Here is a 22,902-nt window from a genome sequence, read left to right as displayed (position 1 = left end):
TCTGCTCGAGCCGACTCGGGTCTTTCTCTTGCTATAACCATCTCGAACCGCTTGGATGCGGACATCCCTTCGCCGCAAGCTTCGCGCGAACCTTCACGAAGCAGCCGCAGTGCGCGCAGGTTGTGCCATATTGAAGCGAGGAGCACCCTTCACATTTCGAGAGTCTGTCCTCATACTGCGCGTCCGAGACACAGTCGCCGGGGTGCATCGCCAGCTTGCTCAGAATCCGCTGCAGCTGCGCTTCCTCCACATGCACGGATGCACTGCAGCCCTTGCACCCTTCCTGTCTCTGCGTTTCAGCCCCCATGCGCATTAGCCTGCACGAAGCACCGCTACTGAAGCAGGCGGCAGCGTCACGCGAATCGTGCCGTCTTCATGCTGCTCAATAGACGTCAGCTCCGAAGGGCTAACCTCTCCCGGCTGCTCCACCGTATTATGAGCGTTCAATGCATTGCCTTGCAGCAATGTTCCGCTTAGCGACAGAGCGCCGATGGTTTGCTGCGTCAGACCTCTCAGCTCCAGTGTAATTTCCGCCGGCTCATCATGGCTCAGATTGCATAGACTGACATGGATTACCCCATCCTTGCCTCGCGAGGCGGACACGCTTGTCTGCGGAATCGAAGCTCCGTTCAGACTGTAGGAAGCCGCTTGATGATGGATATCGAGCGCTTCTGCGTCATGGTGAACTTGGAACATATCGAAGACGTGGTAAGTCGGCGTAACCGTCATCCGCGCGCCTTCCGTCAGAATGACGGCTTGCAGCACATTGACGGTCTGAGCGATGTTCGCCATCCGCACCCGGTCACAGTGATTGTGGAAAATATGCAGCGTGGCTGCGGCTACAAGCGCGTCGCGCATCGTATTTTGCTGATAGAGGAATCCCGGGTTCGTGCCCGGCTCCACATCGTACCAAGTGCCCCACTCATCCACGATGAGACTGATCCGTTTCTGCGGGTCGTACTTATCCATAATGGTGCTGTGCTTCTGAACGAGCTCGTCCATCACCAGCGCTTTGCGCAGCGTTTCGAACCATTCCGATGTTTCGAAATCGGTGGCGGAACCCTTCTGCTGCCAGTTGAACGGAATCGTATAATAATGGAGCGTCAAACCGTCCATGAAACGAGCCGCTTCCCGCATCAGCACCTCCGTCCAATTGTAATCGAAATCGCTGGCGCCGCATGCGATGCGGAAGATTTTGTTATCCCCGTAGTTACGCACGTAAGTCTGGTAGCGTCTGTAGAGATCCGCATAATATTCCGGACGCATGTTGCCGCCGCAGCCCCAATTCTCGTTGCCGACGCCGAAGTAACTGACCTTCCAAGGCTCCTCGCGTCCGTTGGCCTGCCGTTCATTGGCCATCGGCGACTCCCCGTCGAACGTCATGTACTCGACCCACTCCTGCATCTCCTGGACCGTCCCGCTGCCTACGTTGCCATTGATATAAGGCTCGCAGCCAAGCAGCTCGCAGAGCAGAAGGAACTCATGCGTGCCGAAATGGTTGTTCTCCACAACGCCGCCCCAGTGCGTGTTGATCATCCGTTTACGCGTCTCCCGCGGTCCAATGCCGTCTCTCCAGTGGTATTCATCGGCAAAACAACCGCCCGGCCAGCGCAGCACAGGCAGGTTTAATTTGCGAAGCGCTTCCAAGACATCATTGCGAATCCCCTGCGTATTGGGAATATCCGAATCCTCGCCCACCCAAATGCCTTCATAAATACAGCGGCCCAAATGCTCGGAGAAATGGCCGTAAATATTGCGGTTAATGCTGCCCTTGCTGCGGTCTGCGTTGATGACAGTGCGGTTCGTCATGCGGATAGACATCTCCTTGTTATGAATTCGGATTTAGATGGATTAATATAAATATTAATCAAGTAACAAAATAACAATTCATCTTAGTTCCATTAAACAATAAGACGCTCCGCATTTCAATGTATTTTATTATTCGGTTAGAGAGCGCCTCGCAGCAGTTCCTCTACCCAGCTGTAGCAAGCTGCCAGTTCTTCATCGCTCACTTGTTCCGATCGATGCTCGAACATGATTTTCACGTTCGGATTATGCCTGCCAATGATTCGCATATAGTCCTCGATCGGCGCCCAGCCCTCGCTTGGATCCAGATGGGGCAAGACCGGATAGCGTGTTTGCTTGCGTTCACCGCTCTCCTCTATGCGCAATGTGGACAAATGAATCAACTCCGCAAAGCCGGCATACCGCTCAATGACGGCTCTGGCATCGAAGTACGGATCTATCCTCTCCTGTATGTACAGCCTCGCCGTATCCAGACAAAGCTTGATGGTGTTGTGCTTCATGAGCAGCCGCTCCAAAACATCCCGCTTCGTCGTCGCATATCTGTTCAGCGCATCAAGCTCAAGCACCGGTACGAATTTGTACTCCTGCCCTATACGAGCCAGCCATTCAAACAACACTTCGCTTCTCTCCTGAAGCAGCTCTATAGGGTAATCGGACTCGAAAACATATTCACTGGGATCCTCAAAATGCCACCGTCCCCAGTTCACCCGATCATCTAAAATAACGGGTTTGGGATAATGGAATAACACATAGCTCGGCTGAATCGCGGTTGTCAGGTAATCAAGCTCTTGTTGCACCCGCGCGAAGGCTTGCTGCCTCACGGCTTCGTCCTTTGCCAGGAACAGCGCGTCCCGTACACGTGAGCTTCCTGCTCGCAGCGGGAAATGAACACCGATTCGGAAGTCATCTTGTTTCGACTGCAGCCGGAGCCTTTCGATGTCGGACTCCTGTTGAAATAAGCAAGCCTCTATCCCATAGAATCCCTCGCCAAAATCTCTCCGGTATTTCGCCTCATTAAAGCCCCCATATTGCCCAATCAAGAAATTGTGCCGCATCCTCTTCCCCTCTCCCGCCTGCTGTTCGAACACTTGTCCGAACTTTCCGCTGTTTATTCTCATATACTATTCTATTAAACAAGTAAGTAGGTGATAAACATGGCTATCATTCCGTTTATTGTTGAAAATGAGGATCGGCTCTTTCAAACCTTCGACGTGCGCGTGTTCAACTATGGCACCGATCCTGTTAGTTTGCGGCTTGAGGTGTCGTTTGCACTGAATTCGTCAGATGGCCCTTCCGCGCAACAGCTTTACGTGCTTCGCACGGTTGAACTCCTAGGCGGTCAGCTGTTCACGTTTGCTAATATATTCGCAGACTTCGACGTCATGACCGGCAAGCTGATAACTTGGGATGCAAATGAGTATAATATTACGTTTAACGTCAGTCCCGATTTCCCTGTGTTTCCGCCTCCTTTCGGGTAACCACTGCTACACCGCTGTATAACTGTAGATGCCCAACACCTCCGGCCGCCTAAATTAATAGCATGTGGAGAAGTCACCTTACCAAGGGAGGCGAAACACATGCAGAGGAAACGAACCTTTAAGAGAGCAGCGACCTGCAGGCGTGCACAAAGGCATGACCATGAATTCGAGGGCAGCACCAAATTAGCGGAAGAAGGCGACGATCGCCACAACCATCGATTCGCAGGCGTAACCGGTCAAGCGATTAAATCCGGAGACAGTCACGTGCATGAGATCGATTTGACGAGAACCGATTTCTTCGGCCATTTCCACAAGTTAAAGAAGATCACGACCGGCCCGGCAATTCCCGTCGGAAACGGCAAACATGTTCATTTTGTATTGGGAAGAACGACTCTGGCTGATGGTCACGTTCATCGCTTTAACTTTGCCACCTTAATAGATGCACCGCTCAAATAAATCGATTAGGCTGTCCCAATCGTCTGACTATAACGTCTGGGGCAGCTTTTGTTATGCTCGTGGAGCTGCAGGTTTTGTGACAGAATCCTCGCGCCAGTCTATAATGGACACAATTGGGAATACATATGGCATACCTAACTAACGCTTGATGAAAAGAGGCCCTTCCGTGACGCAAACTCGTATTGGAACCATTACCGCAATCAATCGCTTTCCCGTCAAATCCTTAGGCGGAGAAGCGCTCCAAAGCAGCCGTATCGAGAACTACGGCTTGTATGGGGATCGCTCGCATGCCTTCATCGATGAGACGAAGGAGGGCTGGGATCAATATTTCACGGCCAGAACCGCGCCTGCGATGCTGCACTATAGAGCCTCATTGGAGGCTGGTGCGGAAACAACGGACCATTTTGCCGGATTGCGTATTACGGCGCCGGATGGCCGTTCCATGCAATGGGACGATGCCCTGCTGCAGGAAATTCAACCCTACTCCAAGCAGAAGCTGAGCCTGCTCGCACATACGCCGGAGTCGCTCGATCTGCTAGCCGTCGATGCCGCCAGCATCCTCATTATTACGGACTCCTCGCTTCGCAAGCTCGAAGCGATGTGGGGAAAACCGCTCGACCCGCTCCGTTTCCGGGCGAATCTGCTCGTGACCTTGGACGACAATGCGCCGGATGAGTACGAATGGCTAAGTAAGCAGCTGTCGGTTGGAAGCGCGCAGCTGCAAGTGGATCTATTCTGCGATCGCTGCTCGTTGATTACGATCGACCCCGAGACGCTTGAGCGTGATGCTTCGCTGCTGCGTACGGTGAATGAGCGGTTGAAGCTCAACTTCGGTGTCTATGCTTCGGTGAAGCAAGCCGGACAGGTGCAGGTTGGGGATCCGGTATATTTGGAACGGTAATCGGTACCGTTCTTGCCTCGAATTGCATGGAAATGCCCATGAGCGGTAGCAGGTACCGTTCATGGGCTTTTTTTATCGATGGATACTCTCATGCTCGCCTAAGACCCCGTCGACCGATAATGCCTTACGCCTACTCGCCAGACGAGTAAGCAAGGAACAAGGAACAGGAATCCCGCCAGCGGCACCATCGCGTATAGCGGGTGATTGCCGCCTTCTCTGCCCAGAATGTACAGCAGCGGCAGGTAGTTCACGCAGCCGAAAGGGATGACGAAGGTGAATAAGCGCTTCACCCATTTGTGATAGATATTCAGCGGGTACTGCGTCATTTCACGTCCGCCGTCGGTGAAGATATTGGCAATCTCCAGCCCCTGTACCGTCCAGAAGCTGACCGAAGCAGCGAGGATAAAGATCCCCGTGAAGATTACGATCCCGCTCACCACCATCAATACTAATGTGATCCCCTTAAGCAGCGTCCAATCCACTTCTATATTGCCTGCGGCCCAGATTAATACGACAGCACTAAGCAGCAGTCGGCCTATCCGGGCGAATTCGAACCGAGAGCCGAATACTTGAATGACCGTCCCACGGGGGCGAACCAGCAACCGGTCGAAGTCTCCGCTCACGACCAGCGTGGAGAACGTATCAAACCCTCGTCCGAAGCATTCCGTGAACGAGAACGCCATTTGCGTCACGGCAAAACAGAGCACGACCTCGTAGAAGCTCCAGCCTTTCAGCTGGCCGAAACGCTCAAACATAAAGTACACGCCGGCAAACGTCGCAAACGGGGTCAAACATTGCCCCAGCGTTAGAAGCAGGAAGGATGCTCGGTACTGCAGCTCCGATTTTAGGATGATTTTCATATATTTCAAATATAAGCTCATAACGCCTCCTCACCCTCCCTGCACAACCACGCGCCGGAGCGAGCGGTTCATGGTGAATTTGCCGAATACGACTAACGCGACCAACCAAGCCGCTTGCATCGCAAGGCCCTGCAGAGCATCCAGCTTATCGATATCTCCCGTAAAGACACGGAATGGGAAGTCTACCGTCCAGTGGAACGGCAGCAAATAGACAATATCCTGCATCCACCCCGGCATAAGCGGTATCGGCACAATCATCCCCGCCAGAAAATCTCCGAACACGCTAAAGATCAACAGAGAGCCGCCCGGAGACATGGTGATAAACACCGATATGTAGATAAGCATTGAGAGGGCAACGACCATCAGCATACTAACTGCCAACACTGCAAGGAAGATAAGAAAGGTAAGCCAATCCGGAGGAAGCTCAAGCCGATAAGGCCTAGGCAGAAAAACCGTGACTAACAGAATAGGAGAACATCTTAACAGCGCGCTCGACAATCGTTGTGCAAGCAGCTTGGCGTACCAGAAGTTGTAAATGCTGCTGGGCCTGCACAATTCATAAGCGATGTTGCCGCTCTTGATGAGCGAGAACAGCTCGTTATCTCGCAGCCATAACATCACCAAAGCGAGAAAGGCTTGCCTCAGCCAGGTGTAGGTGATCACTTGGGAAAGTGTCATAGGAGGTTCTTGCCCGGTGGAATGCGCGTAGAACGCTTCGAAAATCATAATGAACATAAACCCGAAGAAAAATTGCGTGCCGATGCCGGCCAGCGCTGCCGCTCGATATTGCAGCCCGGTGCTGATTCGCAGCTTGAATACGGACATGTAGGCCCTCATCATAGCTGGTACTCCTTATACATCTGCACGATAATGTCTTCAATCGGCTGCGTTTCGATCGCCACGTCCAGCAGTTCAACCTGCGCGGACAGCTGCGCGATCGCTTCCGAGATCATCACCTGCTCCGTATCTACGCTGAGGATCGCCCGCTCCGGTGTCCAAGAGAGGAGCGATACGCCGGGAATCGCAATGGGGCGGCTGTTCTCCTGATAATCGGCGGTTATCGTTCGTTTCGTGCCGAATCGACTGCGAAGCCCTTGCACATTGCCGTCGTAGAGCAGCGTGCCTTTGCCGATCAGCAGTATCCGGCTGGCCAACGCTTCGATATCGTTCATGTCGTGCGTGGTCAGAATGACGGTTACGCCCTTCTCTTTGTTGATCGTCTTAATGAATTGGCGCACCGCAATCTTCGAGACGGCATCGAGCCCGATCGTCGGCTCATCCAAGAAGAGGATGCTCGGACTGTGCAGCAGCGAGGCGGCTATTTCGCAGCGCATTCGCTGCCCCAAACTGAGCTGCCGGACCGGTGTGTACAGAATGGTTGCCAAGTCCAGCGTTTCGATGAGCAGCGTAAGCGTCTCCCGGTACTGCGCTTGCGGGACGTTGTAGATGTCGCGCAGCAGATCAAACGACTCCATCACCGGGACATCCCACCACAGCTGCGAGCGCTGTCCGAATACGACGCCGATGTTCTTCACATACTTGACCCGATCTTCCCACGGGGTAAAGCCCTTAATGACGCAGGTGCCGCGGTCAGGTACGAGGATGCCGCTCATGATCTTGATCGTTGTCGATTTTCCGGCCCCGTTAGGTCCGATGTAACCGACGATTTCTCCCGGAGGGATGTGGAACGAAATATTTTGCAACGCTTCAACGGCCGTGTATTCTCGATGGAACAACGATTTGAGCGCATGACCAACACCTGATTGCCGCTTGGCGACCAGGAATGTCTTACTGATTCCGTCTACGGTTATCACGTACCGATACCTCCAGAAATTGAAGATTTTAGAAAAGCGACAGGGAGAAGATAGTATCATTACGTGGTTAAAATTGTCAACAGAAATATGTAAGAGCGTTGTCCATCAGCGCGAAACGGAGATGTGATAGAGGACATGCTTGCATAACGGACTGCCTGCTTCCACTCTGGGGTGATTGAAATGCTTCATAAAATTCATGCCGATTTTGACCATAACCTGACTCGATGGTTTATTCATGTCGGCCGTGAAACTGTAAACGTCGCTGAACCCCAGCCCATTAAAACCATAATCCAGGCAGGCTGCAGCTCCCTCGGTCGCATACCCTTTGCCCCAAGCTTCCTTCTTCAGCCGCCAACCAATCTCGATACAAGGTGTAAAATCCGATTCGAATGTCGCATGGTGGAAGCCGATAAATCCGATAAACCTATTCGTCTCTTTCACTTCCACGGCGTATAACCCAAATCCGCACTCCGCAAACTCAGACACGATGTTGTTGTAAAACACCTTCGTTTCATCCGCCGATAAGGGTTTCGGAAAATACCTCATCACCTCTTCGTCCGCATTCATCTCTGCAAAAGGCGCCAAATCCGCTTCTTCCCAATCGCGCAATCGCAATCTCGCCGTCTCCAAATAAATCATCTCGTACCTCCTCAAGAAAGCCCGCTCGCAGCTGCGAACGGACTTCCATTTTGATTTTAAAGCACCGGGCCGTATGCCACGCCTGTAAGGGAGATCGGCCCGATTACAGACGCGCCGGCTTTCTCGATCGGCTCCAGCTCCGCGGTAAGGTTGTACACGTTGAACCGGCTGGTCGCGTTGAAATCGGCGATTTGAAGCCCGATCGTATAATAAGCCTCGGCATTTGATTCAAAACCGATCCGTGTATCCGCGATTTCCACGCCGATTTCGACGGGATCCAGCGACTTGAACAGCTTCACGATAATTTGGCCGTTCGCGGATGTCCCGATCACGCCAATGACGGCATTTAATACGATTCGATTGTTAGGTGGCAGCGGGTCCGCGTATATACCGACATCCGCCTGAAAATAACCGGGCGCAATATCGTACTTGTTGTCCGTCGGCGCGGTCGAGATAAACCCAACGGGAATCGGCACGCCTGGGCCTTGTCCGTATCTGGGCACACTCACTTTCATGTCAAGCACTTGTACGCTCATAATAAGTCCCTCCTTCTTAGCTCGTACACTACAGAATATGTAGACGAGCCGTTAGACGAGAGGGACTTCCGCTGGTTTTTGCGGCTACTTCCGGTGCATCTTGAATTCCAGGAACAGCTCGTTGTAGTGGGAAAGCATTTTTTTGCCCAAATTCTTGTAGACCTCCAGCTTGGCCGTAAGCTCCGGCTTCGGATAGAAGCGCTCATCCGAGGAGATCTCTTCGGGAAGGAACGCCATGGCCTTCTCGTTTGGCGTCGAATAGCCCACATACTCCGCATTCTGCGCGGCATGCTCAGGGTCCAGCATGAAGTTGATAAACTGATGGGCGCCTTCGATATTCCTTGCGGTCTTCGGAATGACCATATTATCGAACCACAGGTTCGAGCCTTCCTCCGGCACGACATAAGTGAGCTTCTCATTCTCGCCGATAATCTCCGAAGCATCGCCGGACCACACGACGCCAACCGCCGCTTCCTCATTGGCCAGCAGCAGCTTGATTTCGTCGCCCACGATGGCTTTCACATTCGGCGTCAGTTCTTCCAGCTTCGCTTTCGCTTCCTGCAGGTGGTCCTCGTTCGTGTCGTTAAGCGAATAATGCAGACTGTTCAGCCCGAAGCCGATGACTTCCCGCGCCCCGTCCACCAGTAGAATTTGATTGCGCAGGCTAGGATCCCACAGATCATCCCAGCTCTTGAAATCCATCCCCTTCAGCAGCTCCGTGTTGTACACAATCCCGACCGTTCCCCAGAAATAAGGGATGGAATAGGCATTGTCCGGATCAAACGAGAGATTCATGAACCGCGGGTTTATATACTTCAAATTCGGCAGCTTCGACTTATCGATCGGCAGCAGAAGGTCTTCTTCTTTCATTTTGCTGATGGCATATTCGGAGGGCACGCTGATATCGAAGGTTGTGCCGCCTTGTTCGATCTTCGTCATCATCGCTTCGTTGGAATCGAAGGTCTGGTAGATGACTTTAATGCCGGTCTCCTCTTCGAAAGCCGCCACCAGATCCGGGTCGATATAATCGCCCCAGTTGTAGATCGTAAGCGTATCGTCGCCGGAGTAGCCCTGCGACGAATTAAGCGCCGAAGCGCCGTACATTAAAGCAAAAGCGAGCACAAGCACGACGAGCAGCATCCGAACGAGCGATTTCATTTGTTAGGAAGCCCCCAATCCGTGCGGCGATCGCCGCGCCCCGACGCTTGCCCGCGTCGGTTGATGAAATAGTAGCCGACGACAAGCAGCATCGTGAAGACGAAGATCAGCGTCGACAGCGCATTGATAGACAAGGAGACACCTTGTCGCGCCCTAGAGTAGATCTCCACCGATAATGTCGTGAATCCGTTACCCGTGACGAAGAAAGTTACCGCGAAATCATCAAGCGAGTAGGTCAAAGCCATGAAGAACCCGGCGAATATGCCGGACTTGATGAACGGCAATACAACCTTCGACAGCACATCCCACTCGGTTGCTCCAAGGTCGCGAGCGGCATCCAGCAGCGATGAGCTCATTTCCTCCAGCTTCGGCAGCACCATGATGACGACGATCGGTACGCTGAACGCGATGTGAGAGATGAGCACAGAGGCAAAGCCCAGCTTAATGCCGAGTATCGTAAACAGGATTAAGAAGGACGCCCCGATAATCACGTCCGGACTGACGATGAGCACATTGTTGAGCGACAGCAGCGCATTCTGATTCTTCCGTTTGCGAAGCCGGTGAATGGCGATAGCGCCGATAACACCGAGTATCGTGGAAATAACGGCGCTGAGCAGCGCGATGACAAGCGTATTGAGCAGGATGATGAGCAGACGCGTATCGGCAAACACTTCCCTGTACCAATCCAGCGTAAATCCGTCAAAGCCGTGCATCGTCCCCCCGCTGTTAAACGAGTAGTAGGACAGGTAAAAGATCGGTGCATATAAAATAACGAAGATGAGCCAGAGATAAACATTCGACAGCTTCAGTTTTCGGTTCATCGTTCGACCGACCTCCTGCTTCTGTTGCGATTGCCGGTTACGATCATAATGATCACCATCGCGATAATGAGAAATACAGCAATTGTGGCCCCCATGCCCCAATCCTGCGTGACGAGAAAATGCTGTTCAATGGCCGTTCCGAGCGTAATGACCCGGTTGCCCGCAATAAGCCGCGTAATCATGAAGAGCGACAGCGCGGGAATGAACACAGCCTGACAGCCGGATTTCACGCCGCTTAACGTAAGCGGGAAGATCACCCGGCGGAAGGTCGTCCATGTCGATGCGCCAAGATCGCGAGAGGCATCCACCAGCGACGGGTTCAGCTCCTCAAGCGCATTGAATACGGGCAGAATCATGAACGGAATGAAGATATAGACGGATACGAAAATAAAGCTGAAATCCGTAAACAAGATTTGCCGATTCCCGATCCCGATCAGTTCAAGGATCGCATTGACGGCTCCATACGTACCGAACAGGCCGATAAACGCATATGTCTTCAGTAATAAATTGATCCAGCTAGGCAATATAATGAGCAGCAGCCATAACTGTTTATGTTTGGTCCGGGTCAACAGATAGGCAGCCGGATAACCGATCAGCAAGGAGAAGAACGTAATTAAGAAGGCGTACCAGAACGAGCTGAACGTCATCTTCATATAGACCGGCGTGAAGAAATGAGCATAGTTGGAGAAGGTGAAATTGCCTTCTACATCAAACAGCGAATCGTAGACAATCAATACGATCGGCGCAACAACGAACAGCAGCATCCACAGCAAGTACGGAACGAGATACATATTGCGAGACCGTGAACGCGTTTGGATTGGAGCGTTTACTTGGGCGTGCGCTGCATTCCTCATGAGTAGGCTTCCAGCCTTCTGTCGAACTCTTCCTCGGTCTCGTTGAAGCGCATGACGTGAATGGCTTCCGGGTCGAAGGTCAGCCCGATGGATACGCCGACATCCGCTTTGCGCGTCGAGTGAACGAGCCACTTATTCCCGGCGTCATCGATGCACTGAATTTCAAAATGAACGCCGCGGAACAACTGCGCCTCTACTTTAACCTGCAGCTTGCCATCTTCCGGACGGGTAATCTCCAAATCCTCCGGACGGATGACGATATCGACCGGCTCATTGGGCTGCAGTCCCTGATCGACGCAGACGAACGATTTTCCCGCGAACTCAACTAGGAAATCCTGCGTCATTCTGCCTGCTACAATGTTTGATTCCCCAATAAAATCGGCGACGAACCGATTGATCGGCTCATCGTAGATGTCCATCGGCGTGCCGCTTTGCTGGATTACCCCCTCGCTAAGCACGAAGATCTCATCCGACATCGCGAGCGCTTCCTCTTGATCATGCGTAACGAAGATGAACGTAATGCCGAGGCGCCGCTGCAGCTCGCGCAGCTCCACCTGCATTTCGGTACGAAGCTTAAGATCAAGCGCAGAGAGAGGCTCGTCCAACAAGATGATTTCGGGACGATTCACAATAGCTCGCGCTATGGCTACCCGCTGCCGCTGACCGCCCGACATCTCCGTAATTTCACGGTTCTCGTAGCCGACTAAATTGACGAAACGGAGCGCCTCGAGCACCTTCTCCTTGATTTCGGACTGTTTCATTTTCTTAATGCGCAGGCCAAATGCGATGTTCTCGAACACATTCAGATGCGGGAACAGCGCGTAATCCTGGAAGACGGTGTTCACTTGGCGTTTATTTGCAGGGATATGATTAATAACTTTCCCGTTAAAATAAATCTTGCCTTTCGTAGGCTCCGTAAATCCGGCAATCAAACGCAGAATCGTCGTTTTACCGCAGCCCGACGGACCGAGCAGCGTATAGAACTTGCCCCGCTCAATCTCGAAGCTGACGTCCTTGAGCACGGCGGGGTCGCCCTCGTACTGCTTGGTTACGCCTTGGAATGAAATGATGGCTTCGCTCGCAGGTTGTACATTCATTGTGGCGCTCCCTCCTTCATGTGATCATATCTTCTATTGGATAGTATAACCAAACGATACGATCACATGAAGAGGTTTTTATTCATTCAAATAGGTCGTAACCCGATTCTGTATCAGTTTAGCGACTGCATCGGCAGTTTTCTGTCCTTTGAAGAACGCTTTGACTTCCTCCGCAATGATTTTCTGGACTGTCGTTTCATAGCCTATATTTCTTAAGCTGGCTTCGGAAAGCATGTCCTGCAGAGCCTGTAGATTCTCCTCTGTTGCTTCGACTTTTATGCCGCCGCCTTTGCCGCCTACCGCCTTATCAATACCATTTACCTTCACGTCTTCGATTGCCTTTTCATTAACCGCTTTATTCATCGAGAACCCCGAAGATCCCGGCAGTTTCGGATAAGATTGCATCTCCTCAGACAGCAGGAACTTCATAAACTCCCAAGCGTCCCTCTTCACCTCTGAATTGGCGTTCATGGCGATTTGATTCGTCACCAGAAACGATATGCCCGATTTTTGATCTGCGGCATGCGGCTTTTGATAAACCTTTCCGTCTTTAAAATACAAGCCAAGTCGTAAGAGATAATCGCTTGGGGAAGTCATTAATGAATAGTATAAGTAGCTTTTTGTGAACTCCGCCGCGTCACCGCTTAACTCCTTCTCATCGTACATCTCCTTCACATCTGTCAGTAATTCTGTAAAGAAGGGAGAATCGAACGATGCCTTGCCGTTTGCTCCATCGATCAACCGATTATAGTTATCAGATACGAGATTATTGATCATCGCCTCAGGCGGCAAAAAATTCATGGAATAGGTATGTCCGTTCTTGTCTGCCAACTGTTTGCTGATCTCCGCGAACCGGCTCCATGTCCAGTTCTTATCGTCGATGTCCGGAACGCCGGCCTTCTTAAGCCCATCCGCATCTCCGTACAAAGCTTCCAAGTAGAATTCAACGGGCATAATATACAGACCGCCATTCATTTTGGAACCATCCATAATGTTCATGTAGTATTGTTTCTGATCGAAACCGGTATCCCGACTGATCCACTCGTCCATGTTTTCGAACGCACCTTTATTCACGTACTTATCGATGGGCAAGTCGACAGTCGTAAACGCGAATAGATCCGCTCCCTTGCCGGACAAAACTTCCGTAGTCGTCGATTTGATATATTTCTCGACTTCGGAAGCGCTCATCATAGCGCCTGAAGTAAATTCTTTTAACTCGATCGTCGTATTCGGGTGCAGCGCTTCGTATTTCTCTTTCGCCAGCTTATAGATGTCGTTAGCGGCAAGTATCGAGACGACAATGGTTTTCGGTTTATCGTCCAGCGGCTCCAGACCCTGTGGGGCAGCGTCAGCTCCAGCATTCGCTGCGGCGTTTGATTCATTGCTTGTATTTTTGGGAGTTTCTTGCGCTGAGGATTGTGATGACTTGCCGGAAAGGTTATTCGTGCTATTTCTACCATCGCATGCCGATAATCCAAACATCATGATACAGCTAATGATTACAATCAGAACTCTTTTCATCTTCATTCCCGCTTTCCTGATTTGTTCCGTATTAATGAGTCATTACGCGAACCCGAGCTCCATCGGCGACGGGTTCGCTGCTTTCCAGGATAATGGGCGCGTCCGGAAAAATCCCTTGAAGCACGACCGTATCGGACTCGTTCGAATGGCCGATTTCAACCAATGCCTTGCTGACATGGCTTGTATCCCCGAGCGGGCCTTTGCGCTCCTCGACGACGTAAATATACGTTTCTGCGCCTTCCTTATGAATGGCGCCGTTTGGAACCAGGATTCCACCCGTGTCGGCAGAAACAAAACGAAAGTCAAGACGCGCTTGTTCATTGCCACGGAGCGAGTCATTCCGCACGGCAACCTCGACGTTCATCTGGGACTCCTTGTTTTCCATCCCCTCAATAATCCCCTCCATTGTCTTCTCGCTCTCCGCTTGACCGACATGGACATCCAGTTTCTGGCCGATCTTCAAATGCTCGCTAATGTTAGCTGGCACCTGTACAAGCATATGATAGCCTTGACTGGAGGAAGCGAGTTGAACATCGGGACCGGCGCTGGCAGAAGCCATTCCATCCACGGCACTTACTTTCGTCACGATGCCGGCGAACGGCGCCCTCAGCTCTCGATTGCTAACCAATTCCGCTTTCATACTGTCCAGATTTCGCTGCTGCATCTCCAGCGTCAAACGTGCGCTCTGCAGATCCCGCTTCGCGCTGCGTAACTGGACCGCATCGCCGCTTGATGCGGCTGCAACGTATTGATCCTGCAAGCCTTGAATGGATAATTGGTGCTGCTCCAGTTGCGATTTAGCATCTAAATAACGGTTCTCCGCTTCCCTGCTTTCATAAACGACTAGCGTCTGTCCCTGCTTCACGGCTTCCCCCGCTTCGACCTTGACGGTTTTCACGGTCCAACCCGCCTTGTTCAATAACGAAGCTTCCATAACCGGCTCCAAAATGCCGCTTCCGGTATAACTCTGAACAAGCTCCTCTTGCCGTCCGCTCGTAGTCCACACTTTCGTTAAATTCATCGTTTGCAGCGTATTGCTGAACAGGGTAAGCGCAATTAATCCGCCGACAAACAAGGCGGCAAGCAGTCGAACCTTTTTCTTCCTGCCCGTATTCACTTGCTCGGTATCTCGCCTTTCCACTTGGTGTATCCTCCTACCCTTTAATGCCGGACATTTGAACGCCCTCGATGAAATAAGTTTCCGCATTCATAAATAACAGCACCATCGGCAGCATATAGAAGACGGATGCCGCGAAGCCTACGCCTCTAGCCTCTTGCTGAACAACGGAGAGATATACCGACAGCGGCTGCTTGAAGTCGTCCTCCAGAAAAATGAGCGGTTGCTCGACCATGTTCCAATAATCGACAAACAAAAGAACGACGAGCGCCGCGAAGCCCGGTTTGATAAGCGGAACGATGATTTGACAAAAGATGCGTAAATGGCCGGCCCCATCCATATTGGCGGCTTCCACATAAGCACTCGGGATCGACAGCATGAACTGCCTTAGCATGAACACGCCGAATGCTCCGAAGATGCCGGGCAGAATAATGGCACTTGCACTGTTCAGAAGACCTAGCTTATCGGCAATGATATAGTTCGGTACCAGCGTCACTTGAAACGGCATTAACATGGCCATGAGGTAGACGAAGAATATCCTGTCCCTCCCTCTAAAGCGGAGCTTCGCGAAGGCATAGGCCGCAAGAGCGCCCACGATAACCTGTCCTGCAATAATGAGCCCGACCATGTAAACAGAGTTCCAAAAAAGGTTCAAATAGGTTGGCGTCGCAATCAGCACTTTCCCGTACTGTTCGAACGAAACCCAGTCGGGTATGAGCTTCAAATGAACGAATGCGTCCTTACCGCCATTTGCCGCAGAAGTCATTTTTCCGATCAAATCATAGTTGGAGCCGATTTCATCCTCCGTCATGAGCGAATTGGTGAAGGACACGATAATCGGCAGCAGCATCAGGATCGCGACCAACGCTAGCGGAAGCGTGATTGCGCCCCTGGTAAAAGAAGCTTTTAGTTTCATTGTTTCTCCCCATCAATCTAAGAAATGAGTAAAGCGGCGCTCCAGCGCGAACAACCCTGATACCAACGCAACCAGGCAAATCACCATCAAAGCGGCGGCGGACGTCAGCTTCTGAATATCCAGCGACAAGAACATGTTGTTCATGTAATGCTGCAGCATATAAATGCTGTCGTGCGGATAATCGCCAGCGATCAGATACGTTTCCCTGAAGATCCGAAACGAGCTGATGAGCCCCATTAAGATGACGAAAAACATTGTCGGCGTTAAATAGATAAGCGTGATTCGGCTAAACTTATGGATAGCGCCCGCTCCTTCAAGCTCAGCTGTCTCATAATAATCCCGCGGGATACTCTGCAGGCCGGCCAAAAACAAGATGATGTTGTACCCGATGTTTTTCCAAGCATAGACGACGGAGATCACGCCTCTGGCCCACTCCGACTTCATCCAATCCATTCGGGACAGGCTTAATTCGTGCAGCCAGCTATTCACCGCTCCGTTCCAGTCGAACAGAACTTGCCAAATCAGGACAACGGATGCGACGGGCACGACAAGCGGAAGAACATAAGCGGTTCTGAGCCAATTGCGGAAATAGATGCTTTGATTCAACAGCAACGCCAGCAGCAGGGATATAGCGATCGTGATCGGAACACTGATTGATGTAAACAGAAACGTATTCTTGGCTGCTTTAAGGAAAGAATCGCTCGCCAGCAGTTCCTTGTAATTGGCGAGACCGACGAATGAACCGCCGGTCGTTCGATCCATATAAGAGTAATAAAGGCCCATCGTAAAAGGAATCAAGTAAAAGACCATAAATCCGAGCGCGCTGGGGGCAAGAAACAAAATGGCAACGACACTGTGCCTTCGCATGACTTTGCGATACAGCGCCATTAGTTGTCCCCCGCCCATTAACGCAGACTTTCGATTACGCCATTCGCGATGGCAGTCGATACTTGCTCTTGAAACGGCTCGGTTTTCATTCTCGCTTCTTCGTTCTTATTCGAAATGTAGCCGAGCTCTAACAGAACGGCCGGCTTCGCGTTCTCGCGGATCACGTGATAATCGCCGAACTGAACGCCTCTGTCCTTCGTATGCATGTCCTGCTTAAAGAGCTGCTCATGAATGTTCTCGGCGATCTTCCGATCATCCGGTTTATTGTAGTACGTCGTCATCCCGTACACATCGCGGGTCTGAAAAGCATCAAAGTGGATGCTGATGAACATGTCCGCATTTTCGGTTTGCGCGACTTGCGTTCTCCCTTTCAGCGAGATCGTCGTATCGCTATCCCGCGTCATCACGACGGTCGCACCTTGCCCGGCTAATTTCTCTTTTACCTTTAGCGCTGTAAGCAGCGTAACGTCTTTCTCGTACGTTCCCGCTCCGCCGGTGGAACCGACATCCTTGCCGCCATGGCCGGGATCGAGAACGATCGTTTTACCGCTTAAAGGCAAATTTGCAGCTTTGCTTGTTCCCGTTTCCGTCGTGGTCGCTGGTTTGCCGGGACTTGATTTCGACTTCATTGCTCCTTCGGATTTGATTTGGAAGAGACTGGCGGACAAGATAACTCCGACAACGGCTATGGCTAAATACCTGGTGGTGGTTGTTGTTTTCATAGGTTGATTGTAATAGCAGCGTATGAAGTAGAAATCGAGCCTGAATAAAGATGAGATAAAGATTGATAAGTAATTTGGAAATAAAAAAATCGGACGTTCAGTCGAACGTCCGAAAATTCTAACGGTCATGGATGACCGTTAGAAGCATGTATTCGATAGATTGAGCTTTTAACGGCTATAAACGACCGTTAGAACTAAATTCACTCATCAAACTGTCGTTATCTGCCTACTAACGGTCAAAAATGACCGTTAGATTTAATATTTCATTGAATTTCCCCTGTAACGGACATGGATGGCCGTTACATAAATACGATTACCTATTCTTATTCAAGCGAAAGTAAAACGCGACGCCATCCCTCGTGTTGCGCGCGCCGTATTCGACCCCGTGCAGCTCCAATATATTTTTGGAGATGGCGAGTCCCAGCCCGGTGCCGCCCTCGGATCGCTGCCGCGCCGCATCTCCCCGATAGAAACGATCCCACACTTTATCCAGCTGCTCCTCCGGAATCCGTGCTCCTTTGTTCTCGACGCAGACGACGATTTGATTCCCGTCTTCGACCGTGGAGACGATGATTTCATGCTCGTCCGGCGTGTACCGGATCGCGTTCGTCATGAAATTCGTGATCACTTGCTCGATCCGGTGCTGATTGGCTGCGACTAGCGCGGGAACAAGCAGAACAGTTAACCGCAGTTGCTTGGCCGCCATCCCCGGCGCTAACTGCTCGCAGATCGATTCGATCGACTTATCGATGGCAAATACGTCTTGCCGCATCTTGTAGGTGCCGGACTCGTATTTGGCCAGCTCCAGCATATCGACGATGAGATGGTCCATTTTATCGACTTCGTTCTCCATCGCTTCGAAGTAATGGTCCTTCTTATGCGCGGCCACGCCGTCCTTGAGAATCGAAATGCAGCTCTTCATGACGCTGAGCGGCGTCTTGAGCTCGTGGGAAACGCCCGCAATAAACTCTTTCCTCGTGTTCTCCAACTGCTTCTCCCTCGCGATATCTTCTTGCAGCTTCCCGATGTACGAATGCAGTGTAGCCGATAGTTGGTTGATGTTACGCGACAGATCCCCGATTTCGTCCTGGGAACGGACAGTGAGGCTTTCCGAGAAATCCAGATTTGCGATTTTCTTCGTCGTCTGATTGATGCGCAGCAATGGCCTTGCGATTTTCATGGAAAAGTACAGCGACGCGATCAAAATAAGCACAATCACGAACACGATGATGTAGACATAGTAGTCCTTCATCATTTGAACGGCTTCGTCTACCGGCTGCAGCGATGCCATGGCGAAGATATAGTTTGTCGTACCGTTGTCATAATGAACCGGCTGGATGAACAGCTTGTATTTCACGTTATTTTGCTCGTAATCCTGGATGAGAAGCGCATCCGTGAGCTTCATGTCATCGAATAACAGCTTCGCTTGAAAGGCATTGATCTGTTCCAGGAAGAGCTTATTGGAATAGATAAAATCGGACGAGCCTCCGCCTTTTGGAAACCGTACGTCTGTGACGACTCCGAACAGATTCACGAAAGACGATTTGTCCGAGGCCAGGGGTTTCCTTTTTTCTTCAAACTTATATTTCTCGCTGCCCCCGAAAACTTTGCGCTTGAATGGCTCGTTGACATACAACACTTCCCCGGACTGATGCTGCAGCACAATGGGCGTGAGTACGGAATGACTCTTTATTCCTGTAATCATCATTTGGGCTCCGGTCGTAATCAAGGTTTGTCCCGAAGCGGCTTCCTCCATGCTTATGAGCTGATAGAGAGGGACTCTAATGCGCTCCTTCTCTTCCTCTTTCGTTAAAGCCTTGAGCATTCTGATCTCCAGGTAGAAGTCGTTTACATGCTTTAAGTTACCAGCGTGATCCAGGCTTGTAATGGTTACATTGTTTGTTCTGTAAAAATCTTGCTCCAGCGATTGGATGGCAAGCGAATTGCCTCGCGCATCGATATAGGACGTCTTGAAAGCCGCTAATTTCGCTTCCAAGTCGCTCACTTTCCGGTTTGCGTAATATTCTTTGAAAAATATCGTTTGGCCGATATAAATGACGGCTAAGATGAGCATGCACAAGGTTGTCGTCAGGATGAACAATTTCAATACAATGCCGGTTCTCATGCATGAGCCTCGAACTTATAGCCTGTGCGTACAATCGTAACAATCGTGGAAGCCTTATCTCCGAGCTTCGTGCGCAAATTACGGATATGCGTATTCACCGTGCGATCGTCCCCAACATACTCATAGCCCCATATTTTTGTAATCAGCTGCTCGCGCGTAATGACAATTCCCTGATTTTGCATGAGGTAGGCGAGGATTTCAAACTCGGTATGCGTGAAATTGACTCTTGAATCGCGTATCGTAACGGTTCGCGACGGAAAATGGACCTTAATGCCGGTTATCGTTAAGGAGTCCTCCGACTGCGCCGTCTTGCCGATCTTGCTGCGGCTTTCAAGCAGACGCTTCGCTCTGGCAAGCAAGACGGGCGGACTGTACGGTTTCGTCACATAATCGTCGGCGCCGAGCTCAAATCCAAGCAACGTGTCGTCTTCATCGACCCGGGCGGTCAGCATAATAATCGGGACGTCGGATTGCTTGCGAATCCGGCGGCAAACCGACCACCCATCTAATTCAGGCAGCATGATATCGAGCACGACGAGATCCACTTCATGCTCCTGAAACGACTTCAGTGCAGCCTTCCCGTCGGCCGCCTCAAGCACTTTATATCCTTCGTTTAGAAAGTAATCTTTGCTGATCTCGCGCAATATGTCCTCATCTTCGACGATCAATATGGTTTTCATTTCCGGCTCCCGTTTCGCGATATTCTAAAGTCAGTTTAACGGTAATCAATGAAGAAGAGATGCAGTTGATGTAAAGATAAGATGAATTTCATGAATACAAAAAAACCACATGGAGAAAACACATCACTCACATGTGGTCTTACTATTCCCAATAGTTGGCGTTTTAGCTTGCAGCGAGCAGTGTTTTATATACTTTAATCATGCTCATATGCATGCCTTCATGATAGAGATTCAGGCTTAGAAACTCTTCCGGCGATGACAGTGTAATCCCCATCGAAGTCGTATATGGCTGCGGGACCTTCTCCTCCAAGCGATGCGAGATTGCCTCTTGGATGCGTTCCACCTGGCTGCCAAGCAGCTGCTTCAAGTCATCAAGCGAAGGCAGCGCGGCACCTTCCGGCCAATTGAGCGGCGAAGTGCTGAATTCGAACCACTCCTTAAAGCCGTCAGGCCGCTGAAGCGGCAGCTCCAAGTATTGAAAAGCAAACCGTTCCTGCACAACGTAGATATGTCCCAGCTGCCAGCGAATCGAATTGCGGAAGCCGTCCGGAATCCGGTCTGCCAACTCCTCCGTAACGCCTTCCAATAGCTTCAATGTCTGATTTCGCACAAATTTGAGCTGCGTGAATAAGAACTGATCCATGGTCGCTTTCACTCCAATCGATTGACTATGTGTTCCACTATAACATGTTCCCTGGGATGAGGGGCAGGGAAATAACCGCTTGAAGGCGAATTATTCGGCCTACTACCATTTCCCGGAAAAGGGCGGTTCACTCATGCTAAGCACAGCTTTCCTACTCGTACTGGGCTCCGGATTTCTGCACTCCGTATGGAACTTATTCACGAAACGCAGCCTCGACAAAAATGTGTTTCTCTGGTTGTGCCAGCTCGTTGGCATTGTGCTGATGGTGCCTTGGGCGATAGCGTTGTGGGATGGCTCGCACCTAAGCAGCAACGGGTGGTGGATCATTGCCGCCGCCGCTGCTCTTCACGGTATCTATACGATCCTGCTGGCAGCCGCTTACTCTATCGGCGACTTGTCCCAGGTATATCCTATCATGCGCGGCACAAGCCCATTGCTGGTTCCGCTCATCGGGGTTACGCTGCTGAACGAACAGCTGACCTTCGCTGGTTTTCTTGGCGTAGTGTGCATCGTGATCGGAATTGTCGCGCTCAGCAACATCAAATTTGGCGGCGCGGGCGCTTCGCTGCGCGCACCGCTGTTCGCTCTGGCAGTCGGCCTCTGCATTGCCAGCTATATCGTCGTGGACAAACTCGCGCTCGGCTATGTGCCGGCCATCGTGCTGAACACGATAACAACGGCAGGCAATCTGCTTGCTTTGACCCCTGCGGTTATTCGCTCTAAGGGCATGAAACGGGAGCTCCGTCACAATGGGACGATCATGCTGTTATGCGGGCTTATCGCGCCGGGCGGCTATTTGATTTTCTTATATGCGCTGTCGCTTGGACTTGTCTCCCTGCTTGCGCCGATGCGCGAAATCGGCACCGTATTCGGTACCTTGATGGGTATTTTCATTCTCCATGAGAAGCAGGGCAAGCAGCGGATCTGGTCTTCGGTATTGATCACCGGCGGCGTCATTGTGCTGGGGTTGTGGGGGTGAAATTGCCGGACCGCCCGAATTAGAAATGCTGCGCGTCCGGCTCCAGCTGCCTAATCTTCCCCATATAAGCGACTACCCTGCGGTCCCGTGCGTGCGGGTAATCGTAGCCAAGCTTCTCACCTAGCTCGACAGCCAGCTTGCGGAACAACTCCGTCATCGCGAAGAGCGCCCGCCAATTGTCCTCATGGCTTGCGCCGGCATAAGTTTCTTCCAGCTCGGACCATGTCTGCTCGTCCAGGTAACGCTTAAACCAGCGCCCGTTCTTCCCCGGATTCACATTCCACTCGCGATTCACACCGATATGCCATTCGATCATCGGCATGAACATTTCGATGCGAATGACGCTGTCCAGCATGTACTTGGCGTAAAACAACTCGTCCCGCCACAAACTCTTCGCCACGTACGTGATATCCCACCAAAAGGCGCTTACCCGCGAATGATAGTCTTCTCGAGATGGCTTATCGGTGATAAAACCGGTATGCTGCGGCGGTTTCATAGTCGCCGTCAGGCCGTCTTTATCCAGCAGCACGCGGTACCCGATATCGAGCTCCTCCGGCAGCAGCGGCAGTCTCATCATCTCTTGCAATTGAGCGACAAGATATACTTGAAAATCGATCCGTACGCCATCCTCGAACAGAACCAGACGAGTAATCGAGCTCTCATCATCTTCCCGGTACTCGGTCATAATGCCGCCGAACTGCGTGATCCACGCATCGCTTCCGCGAAACGGAGTCACGTCCGTCACCACAAGCTCGATATCATAGTCCGACAGCAAATCGACCGGGGCATTGGGGTTCGCACGCGAGCTCGTCATGATAACGGCCCGAATCATGCTGTTCTTCTGTGTCCACGCCGCCAGCTTGTCGAGGATTTCCTCCATATTGCGCATTG

At 51.4% G+C, this 22,902-nt stretch carries 25 protein-coding genes; 4 read left to right on the top strand and 21 right to left on the bottom strand.

Annotation, left to right across the window (positions count from 1 at the left end):
• Positions 1 to 31: 31 nt before the first annotated feature.
• The 3 genes from BM412_RS22745 to BM412_RS22735 form a co-directional block, all read right to left on the bottom strand.
• Positions 32 to 307: a DUF6171 family protein gene (locus BM412_RS22745; RefSeq protein ID WP_256256528.1), complete on the bottom strand. Its 276-nt coding sequence runs from the start codon at positions 305 to 307 to the stop codon at positions 32 to 34.
• Positions 308 to 312: 5 nt separating this feature from the next.
• Complete coding sequence (locus tag BM412_RS22740) at positions 313 to 1,809, bottom strand: alpha-N-arabinofuranosidase (RefSeq protein WP_091223569.1); 1,497 nt, start codon at positions 1,807 to 1,809, stop codon at positions 313 to 315.
• A gap of 137 nt (positions 1,810 to 1,946) precedes the next feature.
• A complete protein-coding gene (locus BM412_RS22735) occupies positions 1,947 to 2,924 on the bottom strand; it encodes a sugar phosphate isomerase/epimerase (RefSeq protein ID WP_371264850.1) in 978 nt (325 codons plus the stop codon).
• Positions 2,925 to 2,960: 36 nt separating this feature from the next.
• On the opposite strand from BM412_RS22735, the gene BM412_RS22730 reads away from it, so the two are divergent.
• The 3 genes from BM412_RS22730 to BM412_RS22720 all read left to right on the top strand — a co-directional run bounded on the left by BM412_RS22730 (position 2,961) and on the right by BM412_RS22720 (position 4,641).
• Positions 2,961 to 3,284, top strand: a complete 324-nt coding sequence (locus BM412_RS22730) for a hypothetical protein (protein WP_091223565.1) — start codon at positions 2,961 to 2,963, stop codon at positions 3,282 to 3,284.
• A gap of 99 nt (positions 3,285 to 3,383) precedes the next feature.
• The gene (locus BM412_RS22725; RefSeq protein ID WP_091223563.1) at positions 3,384 to 3,740 is read left to right on the top strand and encodes a YmaF family protein; all 357 of its coding nucleotides are present in this window, start codon (positions 3,384 to 3,386) and stop codon (positions 3,738 to 3,740) included.
• A gap of 166 nt (positions 3,741 to 3,906) precedes the next feature.
• Positions 3,907 to 4,641 (top strand): MOSC domain-containing protein, encoded by a 735-nt coding sequence (locus tag BM412_RS22720; protein ID WP_256256527.1) that lies wholly within the window; start codon positions 3,907 to 3,909, stop codon positions 4,639 to 4,641.
• A 98-nt stretch (positions 4,642 to 4,739) separates the two neighbouring features.
• Here the strand turns inward: BM412_RS22720 and BM412_RS22715 are convergent, their stop codons facing one another.
• The 17 genes from BM412_RS22715 to BM412_RS22635 form a co-directional block, all read right to left on the bottom strand.
• On the bottom strand, positions 4,740 to 5,522 hold the full coding sequence (locus BM412_RS22715) for an ABC transporter permease (protein ID WP_091223558.1): 783 nt from the start codon (positions 5,520 to 5,522) through the stop codon (positions 4,740 to 4,742).
• A gap of 9 nt (positions 5,523 to 5,531) precedes the next feature.
• Positions 5,532 to 6,341 (bottom strand): ABC transporter permease, encoded by an 810-nt coding sequence (locus BM412_RS22710; RefSeq protein ID WP_371264849.1) that lies wholly within the window; start codon positions 6,339 to 6,341, stop codon positions 5,532 to 5,534.
• Positions 6,338 to 7,315 carry an ABC transporter ATP-binding protein gene (locus tag BM412_RS22705; protein WP_305728724.1) on the bottom strand — a complete coding sequence of 326 codons (978 nt, stop codon included), beginning with the start codon at positions 7,313 to 7,315 and terminating at the stop codon, positions 6,338 to 6,340. The genes BM412_RS22710 and BM412_RS22705 overlap by 4 nt, the downstream gene beginning before the upstream one ends.
• A gap of 105 nt (positions 7,316 to 7,420) precedes the next feature.
• Positions 7,421 to 7,954: a GNAT family N-acetyltransferase gene (locus tag BM412_RS22700; protein WP_091223554.1), complete on the bottom strand. Its 534-nt coding sequence runs from the start codon at positions 7,952 to 7,954 to the stop codon at positions 7,421 to 7,423.
• Between the two features lie 56 nt (positions 7,955 to 8,010).
• Positions 8,011 to 8,490, bottom strand: a complete 480-nt coding sequence (locus BM412_RS22695; protein WP_091223552.1) for a hypothetical protein — start codon at positions 8,488 to 8,490, stop codon at positions 8,011 to 8,013.
• An 84-nt stretch (positions 8,491 to 8,574) separates the two neighbouring features.
• Positions 8,575 to 9,648 (bottom strand): ABC transporter substrate-binding protein, encoded by a 1,074-nt coding sequence (locus tag BM412_RS22690; RefSeq protein ID WP_091223550.1) that lies wholly within the window; start codon positions 9,646 to 9,648, stop codon positions 8,575 to 8,577.
• Positions 9,645 to 10,469 carry an ABC transporter permease gene (locus BM412_RS22685; RefSeq protein ID WP_091223548.1) on the bottom strand — a complete coding sequence of 275 codons (825 nt, stop codon included), beginning with the start codon at positions 10,467 to 10,469 and terminating at the stop codon, positions 9,645 to 9,647. Before BM412_RS22685 ends, BM412_RS22690 begins: the two co-directional genes overlap by 4 nt.
• Positions 10,466 to 11,323, bottom strand: coding sequence for an ABC transporter permease (locus BM412_RS22680; RefSeq protein WP_091223546.1), 858 nt, complete (start codon positions 11,321 to 11,323; stop codon positions 10,466 to 10,468). The genes BM412_RS22685 and BM412_RS22680 overlap by 4 nt, the downstream gene beginning before the upstream one ends.
• Complete coding sequence (locus BM412_RS22675) at positions 11,320 to 12,420, bottom strand: ABC transporter ATP-binding protein (protein ID WP_091223544.1); 1,101 nt, start codon at positions 12,418 to 12,420, stop codon at positions 11,320 to 11,322. The genes BM412_RS22680 and BM412_RS22675 overlap by 4 nt, the downstream gene beginning before the upstream one ends.
• Positions 12,421 to 12,498: 78 nt before the next feature.
• Positions 12,499 to 13,947 (bottom strand): ABC transporter substrate-binding protein, encoded by a 1,449-nt coding sequence (locus BM412_RS22670; RefSeq protein ID WP_091223542.1) that lies wholly within the window; start codon positions 13,945 to 13,947, stop codon positions 12,499 to 12,501.
• 25 nt (positions 13,948 to 13,972) lie between these two features.
• Complete coding sequence (locus BM412_RS22665) at positions 13,973 to 15,082, bottom strand: efflux RND transporter periplasmic adaptor subunit (RefSeq protein ID WP_177246025.1); 1,110 nt, start codon at positions 15,080 to 15,082, stop codon at positions 13,973 to 13,975.
• Positions 15,083 to 15,095: 13 nt separating this feature from the next.
• Positions 15,096 to 15,974, bottom strand: coding sequence for a carbohydrate ABC transporter permease (locus BM412_RS22660; protein ID WP_091223538.1), 879 nt, complete (start codon positions 15,972 to 15,974; stop codon positions 15,096 to 15,098).
• A 12-nt stretch (positions 15,975 to 15,986) separates the two neighbouring features.
• On the bottom strand, positions 15,987 to 16,862 hold the full coding sequence (locus BM412_RS22655; RefSeq protein ID WP_091223536.1) for a carbohydrate ABC transporter permease: 876 nt from the start codon (positions 16,860 to 16,862) through the stop codon (positions 15,987 to 15,989).
• A gap of 17 nt (positions 16,863 to 16,879) precedes the next feature.
• Positions 16,880 to 17,491 carry an N-acetylmuramoyl-L-alanine amidase family protein gene (locus BM412_RS22650; RefSeq protein WP_091223938.1) on the bottom strand — a complete coding sequence of 204 codons (612 nt, stop codon included), beginning with the start codon at positions 17,489 to 17,491 and terminating at the stop codon, positions 16,880 to 16,882.
• A 406-nt stretch (positions 17,492 to 17,897) separates the two neighbouring features.
• Positions 17,898 to 19,709 (bottom strand): sensor histidine kinase, encoded by a 1,812-nt coding sequence (locus BM412_RS22645; RefSeq protein ID WP_091223534.1) that lies wholly within the window; start codon positions 19,707 to 19,709, stop codon positions 17,898 to 17,900.
• Positions 19,706 to 20,389: a response regulator transcription factor gene (locus BM412_RS22640; protein WP_091223532.1), complete on the bottom strand. Its 684-nt coding sequence runs from the start codon at positions 20,387 to 20,389 to the stop codon at positions 19,706 to 19,708. Before BM412_RS22640 ends, BM412_RS22645 begins: the two co-directional genes overlap by 4 nt.
• 163 nt (positions 20,390 to 20,552) lie before the next feature.
• Complete coding sequence (locus BM412_RS22635) at positions 20,553 to 21,032, bottom strand: DinB family protein (protein ID WP_091223530.1); 480 nt, start codon at positions 21,030 to 21,032, stop codon at positions 20,553 to 20,555.
• A gap of 79 nt (positions 21,033 to 21,111) precedes the next feature.
• Here BM412_RS22635 and BM412_RS22630 point away from each other — a divergent pair, with 79 nt between their 5' ends.
• Positions 21,112 to 22,011 (top strand): DMT family transporter, encoded by a 900-nt coding sequence (locus BM412_RS22630; protein ID WP_091223528.1) that lies wholly within the window; start codon positions 21,112 to 21,114, stop codon positions 22,009 to 22,011.
• A 19-nt stretch (positions 22,012 to 22,030) separates the two neighbouring features.
• Here BM412_RS22630 and BM412_RS22625 read toward each other — a convergent pair whose 3' ends face one another.
• Positions 22,031 to 22,900, bottom strand: a complete 870-nt coding sequence (locus BM412_RS22625; protein WP_091223526.1) for an aminoglycoside 6-adenylyltransferase — start codon at positions 22,898 to 22,900, stop codon at positions 22,031 to 22,033.
• Between the last annotated feature and the right edge of the window lie 2 nt (positions 22,901 to 22,902).

Origin of the sequence: Paenibacillus sp. BC26 (assembly GCF_900116125.1) — a bacterium.
Taxonomy (GTDB): Bacteria; Bacillota; Bacilli; order Paenibacillales; family Paenibacillaceae; genus Paenibacillus_Z; species Paenibacillus_Z lignilyticus.
The sequence above is the reverse complement of the archived record's forward strand: the minus strand, read 5'-3'. Positions and strand labels throughout refer to the sequence as shown.

Excerpts from the sequence above, each read along its gene's own strand:
- BM412_RS22745 (WP_256256528.1), bottom strand. The coding sequence starts at position 307 with ATGGGGGCTGAAACGCAGAGACAGGAAGGGTGCAAGGGCTGCAGTGCA.
- BM412_RS22740 (WP_091223569.1), bottom strand. The coding sequence starts at position 1,809 with ATGACGAACCGCACTGTCATCAACGCAGACCGCAGCAAGGGCAGCATT.
- BM412_RS22735 (WP_371264850.1), bottom strand. The coding sequence starts at position 2,924 with ATGAGAATAAACAGCGGAAAGTTCGGACAAGTGTTCGAACAGCAGGCG.
- BM412_RS22730 (WP_091223565.1), top strand. The coding sequence starts at position 2,961 with ATGGCTATCATTCCGTTTATTGTTGAAAATGAGGATCGGCTCTTTCAA.
- BM412_RS22725 (WP_091223563.1), top strand. The coding sequence starts at position 3,384 with ATGCAGAGGAAACGAACCTTTAAGAGAGCAGCGACCTGCAGGCGTGCA.
- BM412_RS22715 (WP_091223558.1), bottom strand. The coding sequence starts at position 5,522 with ATGAGCTTATATTTGAAATATATGAAAATCATCCTAAAATCGGAGCTG.
- BM412_RS22710 (WP_371264849.1), bottom strand. The coding sequence starts at position 6,341 with ATGATGAGGGCCTACATGTCCGTATTCAAGCTGCGAATCAGCACCGGG.
- BM412_RS22700 (WP_091223554.1), bottom strand. The coding sequence starts at position 7,954 with ATGATTTATTTGGAGACGGCGAGATTGCGATTGCGCGATTGGGAAGAA.
- BM412_RS22695 (WP_091223552.1), bottom strand. The coding sequence starts at position 8,490 with ATGAGCGTACAAGTGCTTGACATGAAAGTGAGTGTGCCCAGATACGGA.
- BM412_RS22690 (WP_091223550.1), bottom strand. The coding sequence starts at position 9,648 with ATGAAATCGCTCGTTCGGATGCTGCTCGTCGTGCTTGTGCTCGCTTTT.
- BM412_RS22685 (WP_091223548.1), bottom strand. The coding sequence starts at position 10,469 with ATGAACCGAAAACTGAAGCTGTCGAATGTTTATCTCTGGCTCATCTTC.
- BM412_RS22680 (WP_091223546.1), bottom strand. The coding sequence starts at position 11,323 with ATGAGGAATGCAGCGCACGCCCAAGTAAACGCTCCAATCCAAACGCGT.
- BM412_RS22675 (WP_091223544.1), bottom strand. The coding sequence starts at position 12,420 with ATGAATGTACAACCTGCGAGCGAAGCCATCATTTCATTCCAAGGCGTA.
- BM412_RS22670 (WP_091223542.1), bottom strand. The coding sequence starts at position 13,947 with ATGAAGATGAAAAGAGTTCTGATTGTAATCATTAGCTGTATCATGATG.
- BM412_RS22660 (WP_091223538.1), bottom strand. The coding sequence starts at position 15,974 with ATGAAACTAAAAGCTTCTTTTACCAGGGGCGCAATCACGCTTCCGCTA.
- BM412_RS22655 (WP_091223536.1), bottom strand. The coding sequence starts at position 16,862 with ATGGCGCTGTATCGCAAAGTCATGCGAAGGCACAGTGTCGTTGCCATT.
- BM412_RS22650 (WP_091223938.1), bottom strand. The coding sequence starts at position 17,491 with ATGAAGTCGAAATCAAGTCCCGGCAAACCAGCGACCACGACGGAAACG.
- BM412_RS22645 (WP_091223534.1), bottom strand. The coding sequence starts at position 19,709 with ATGAGAACCGGCATTGTATTGAAATTGTTCATCCTGACGACAACCTTG.
- BM412_RS22640 (WP_091223532.1), bottom strand. The coding sequence starts at position 20,389 with ATGAAAACCATATTGATCGTCGAAGATGAGGACATATTGCGCGAGATC.
- BM412_RS22635 (WP_091223530.1), bottom strand. The coding sequence starts at position 21,032 with ATGGATCAGTTCTTATTCACGCAGCTCAAATTTGTGCGAAATCAGACA.
- BM412_RS22625 (WP_091223526.1), bottom strand. The coding sequence starts at position 22,900 with ATGCGCAATATGGAGGAAATCCTCGACAAGCTGGCGGCGTGGACACAG.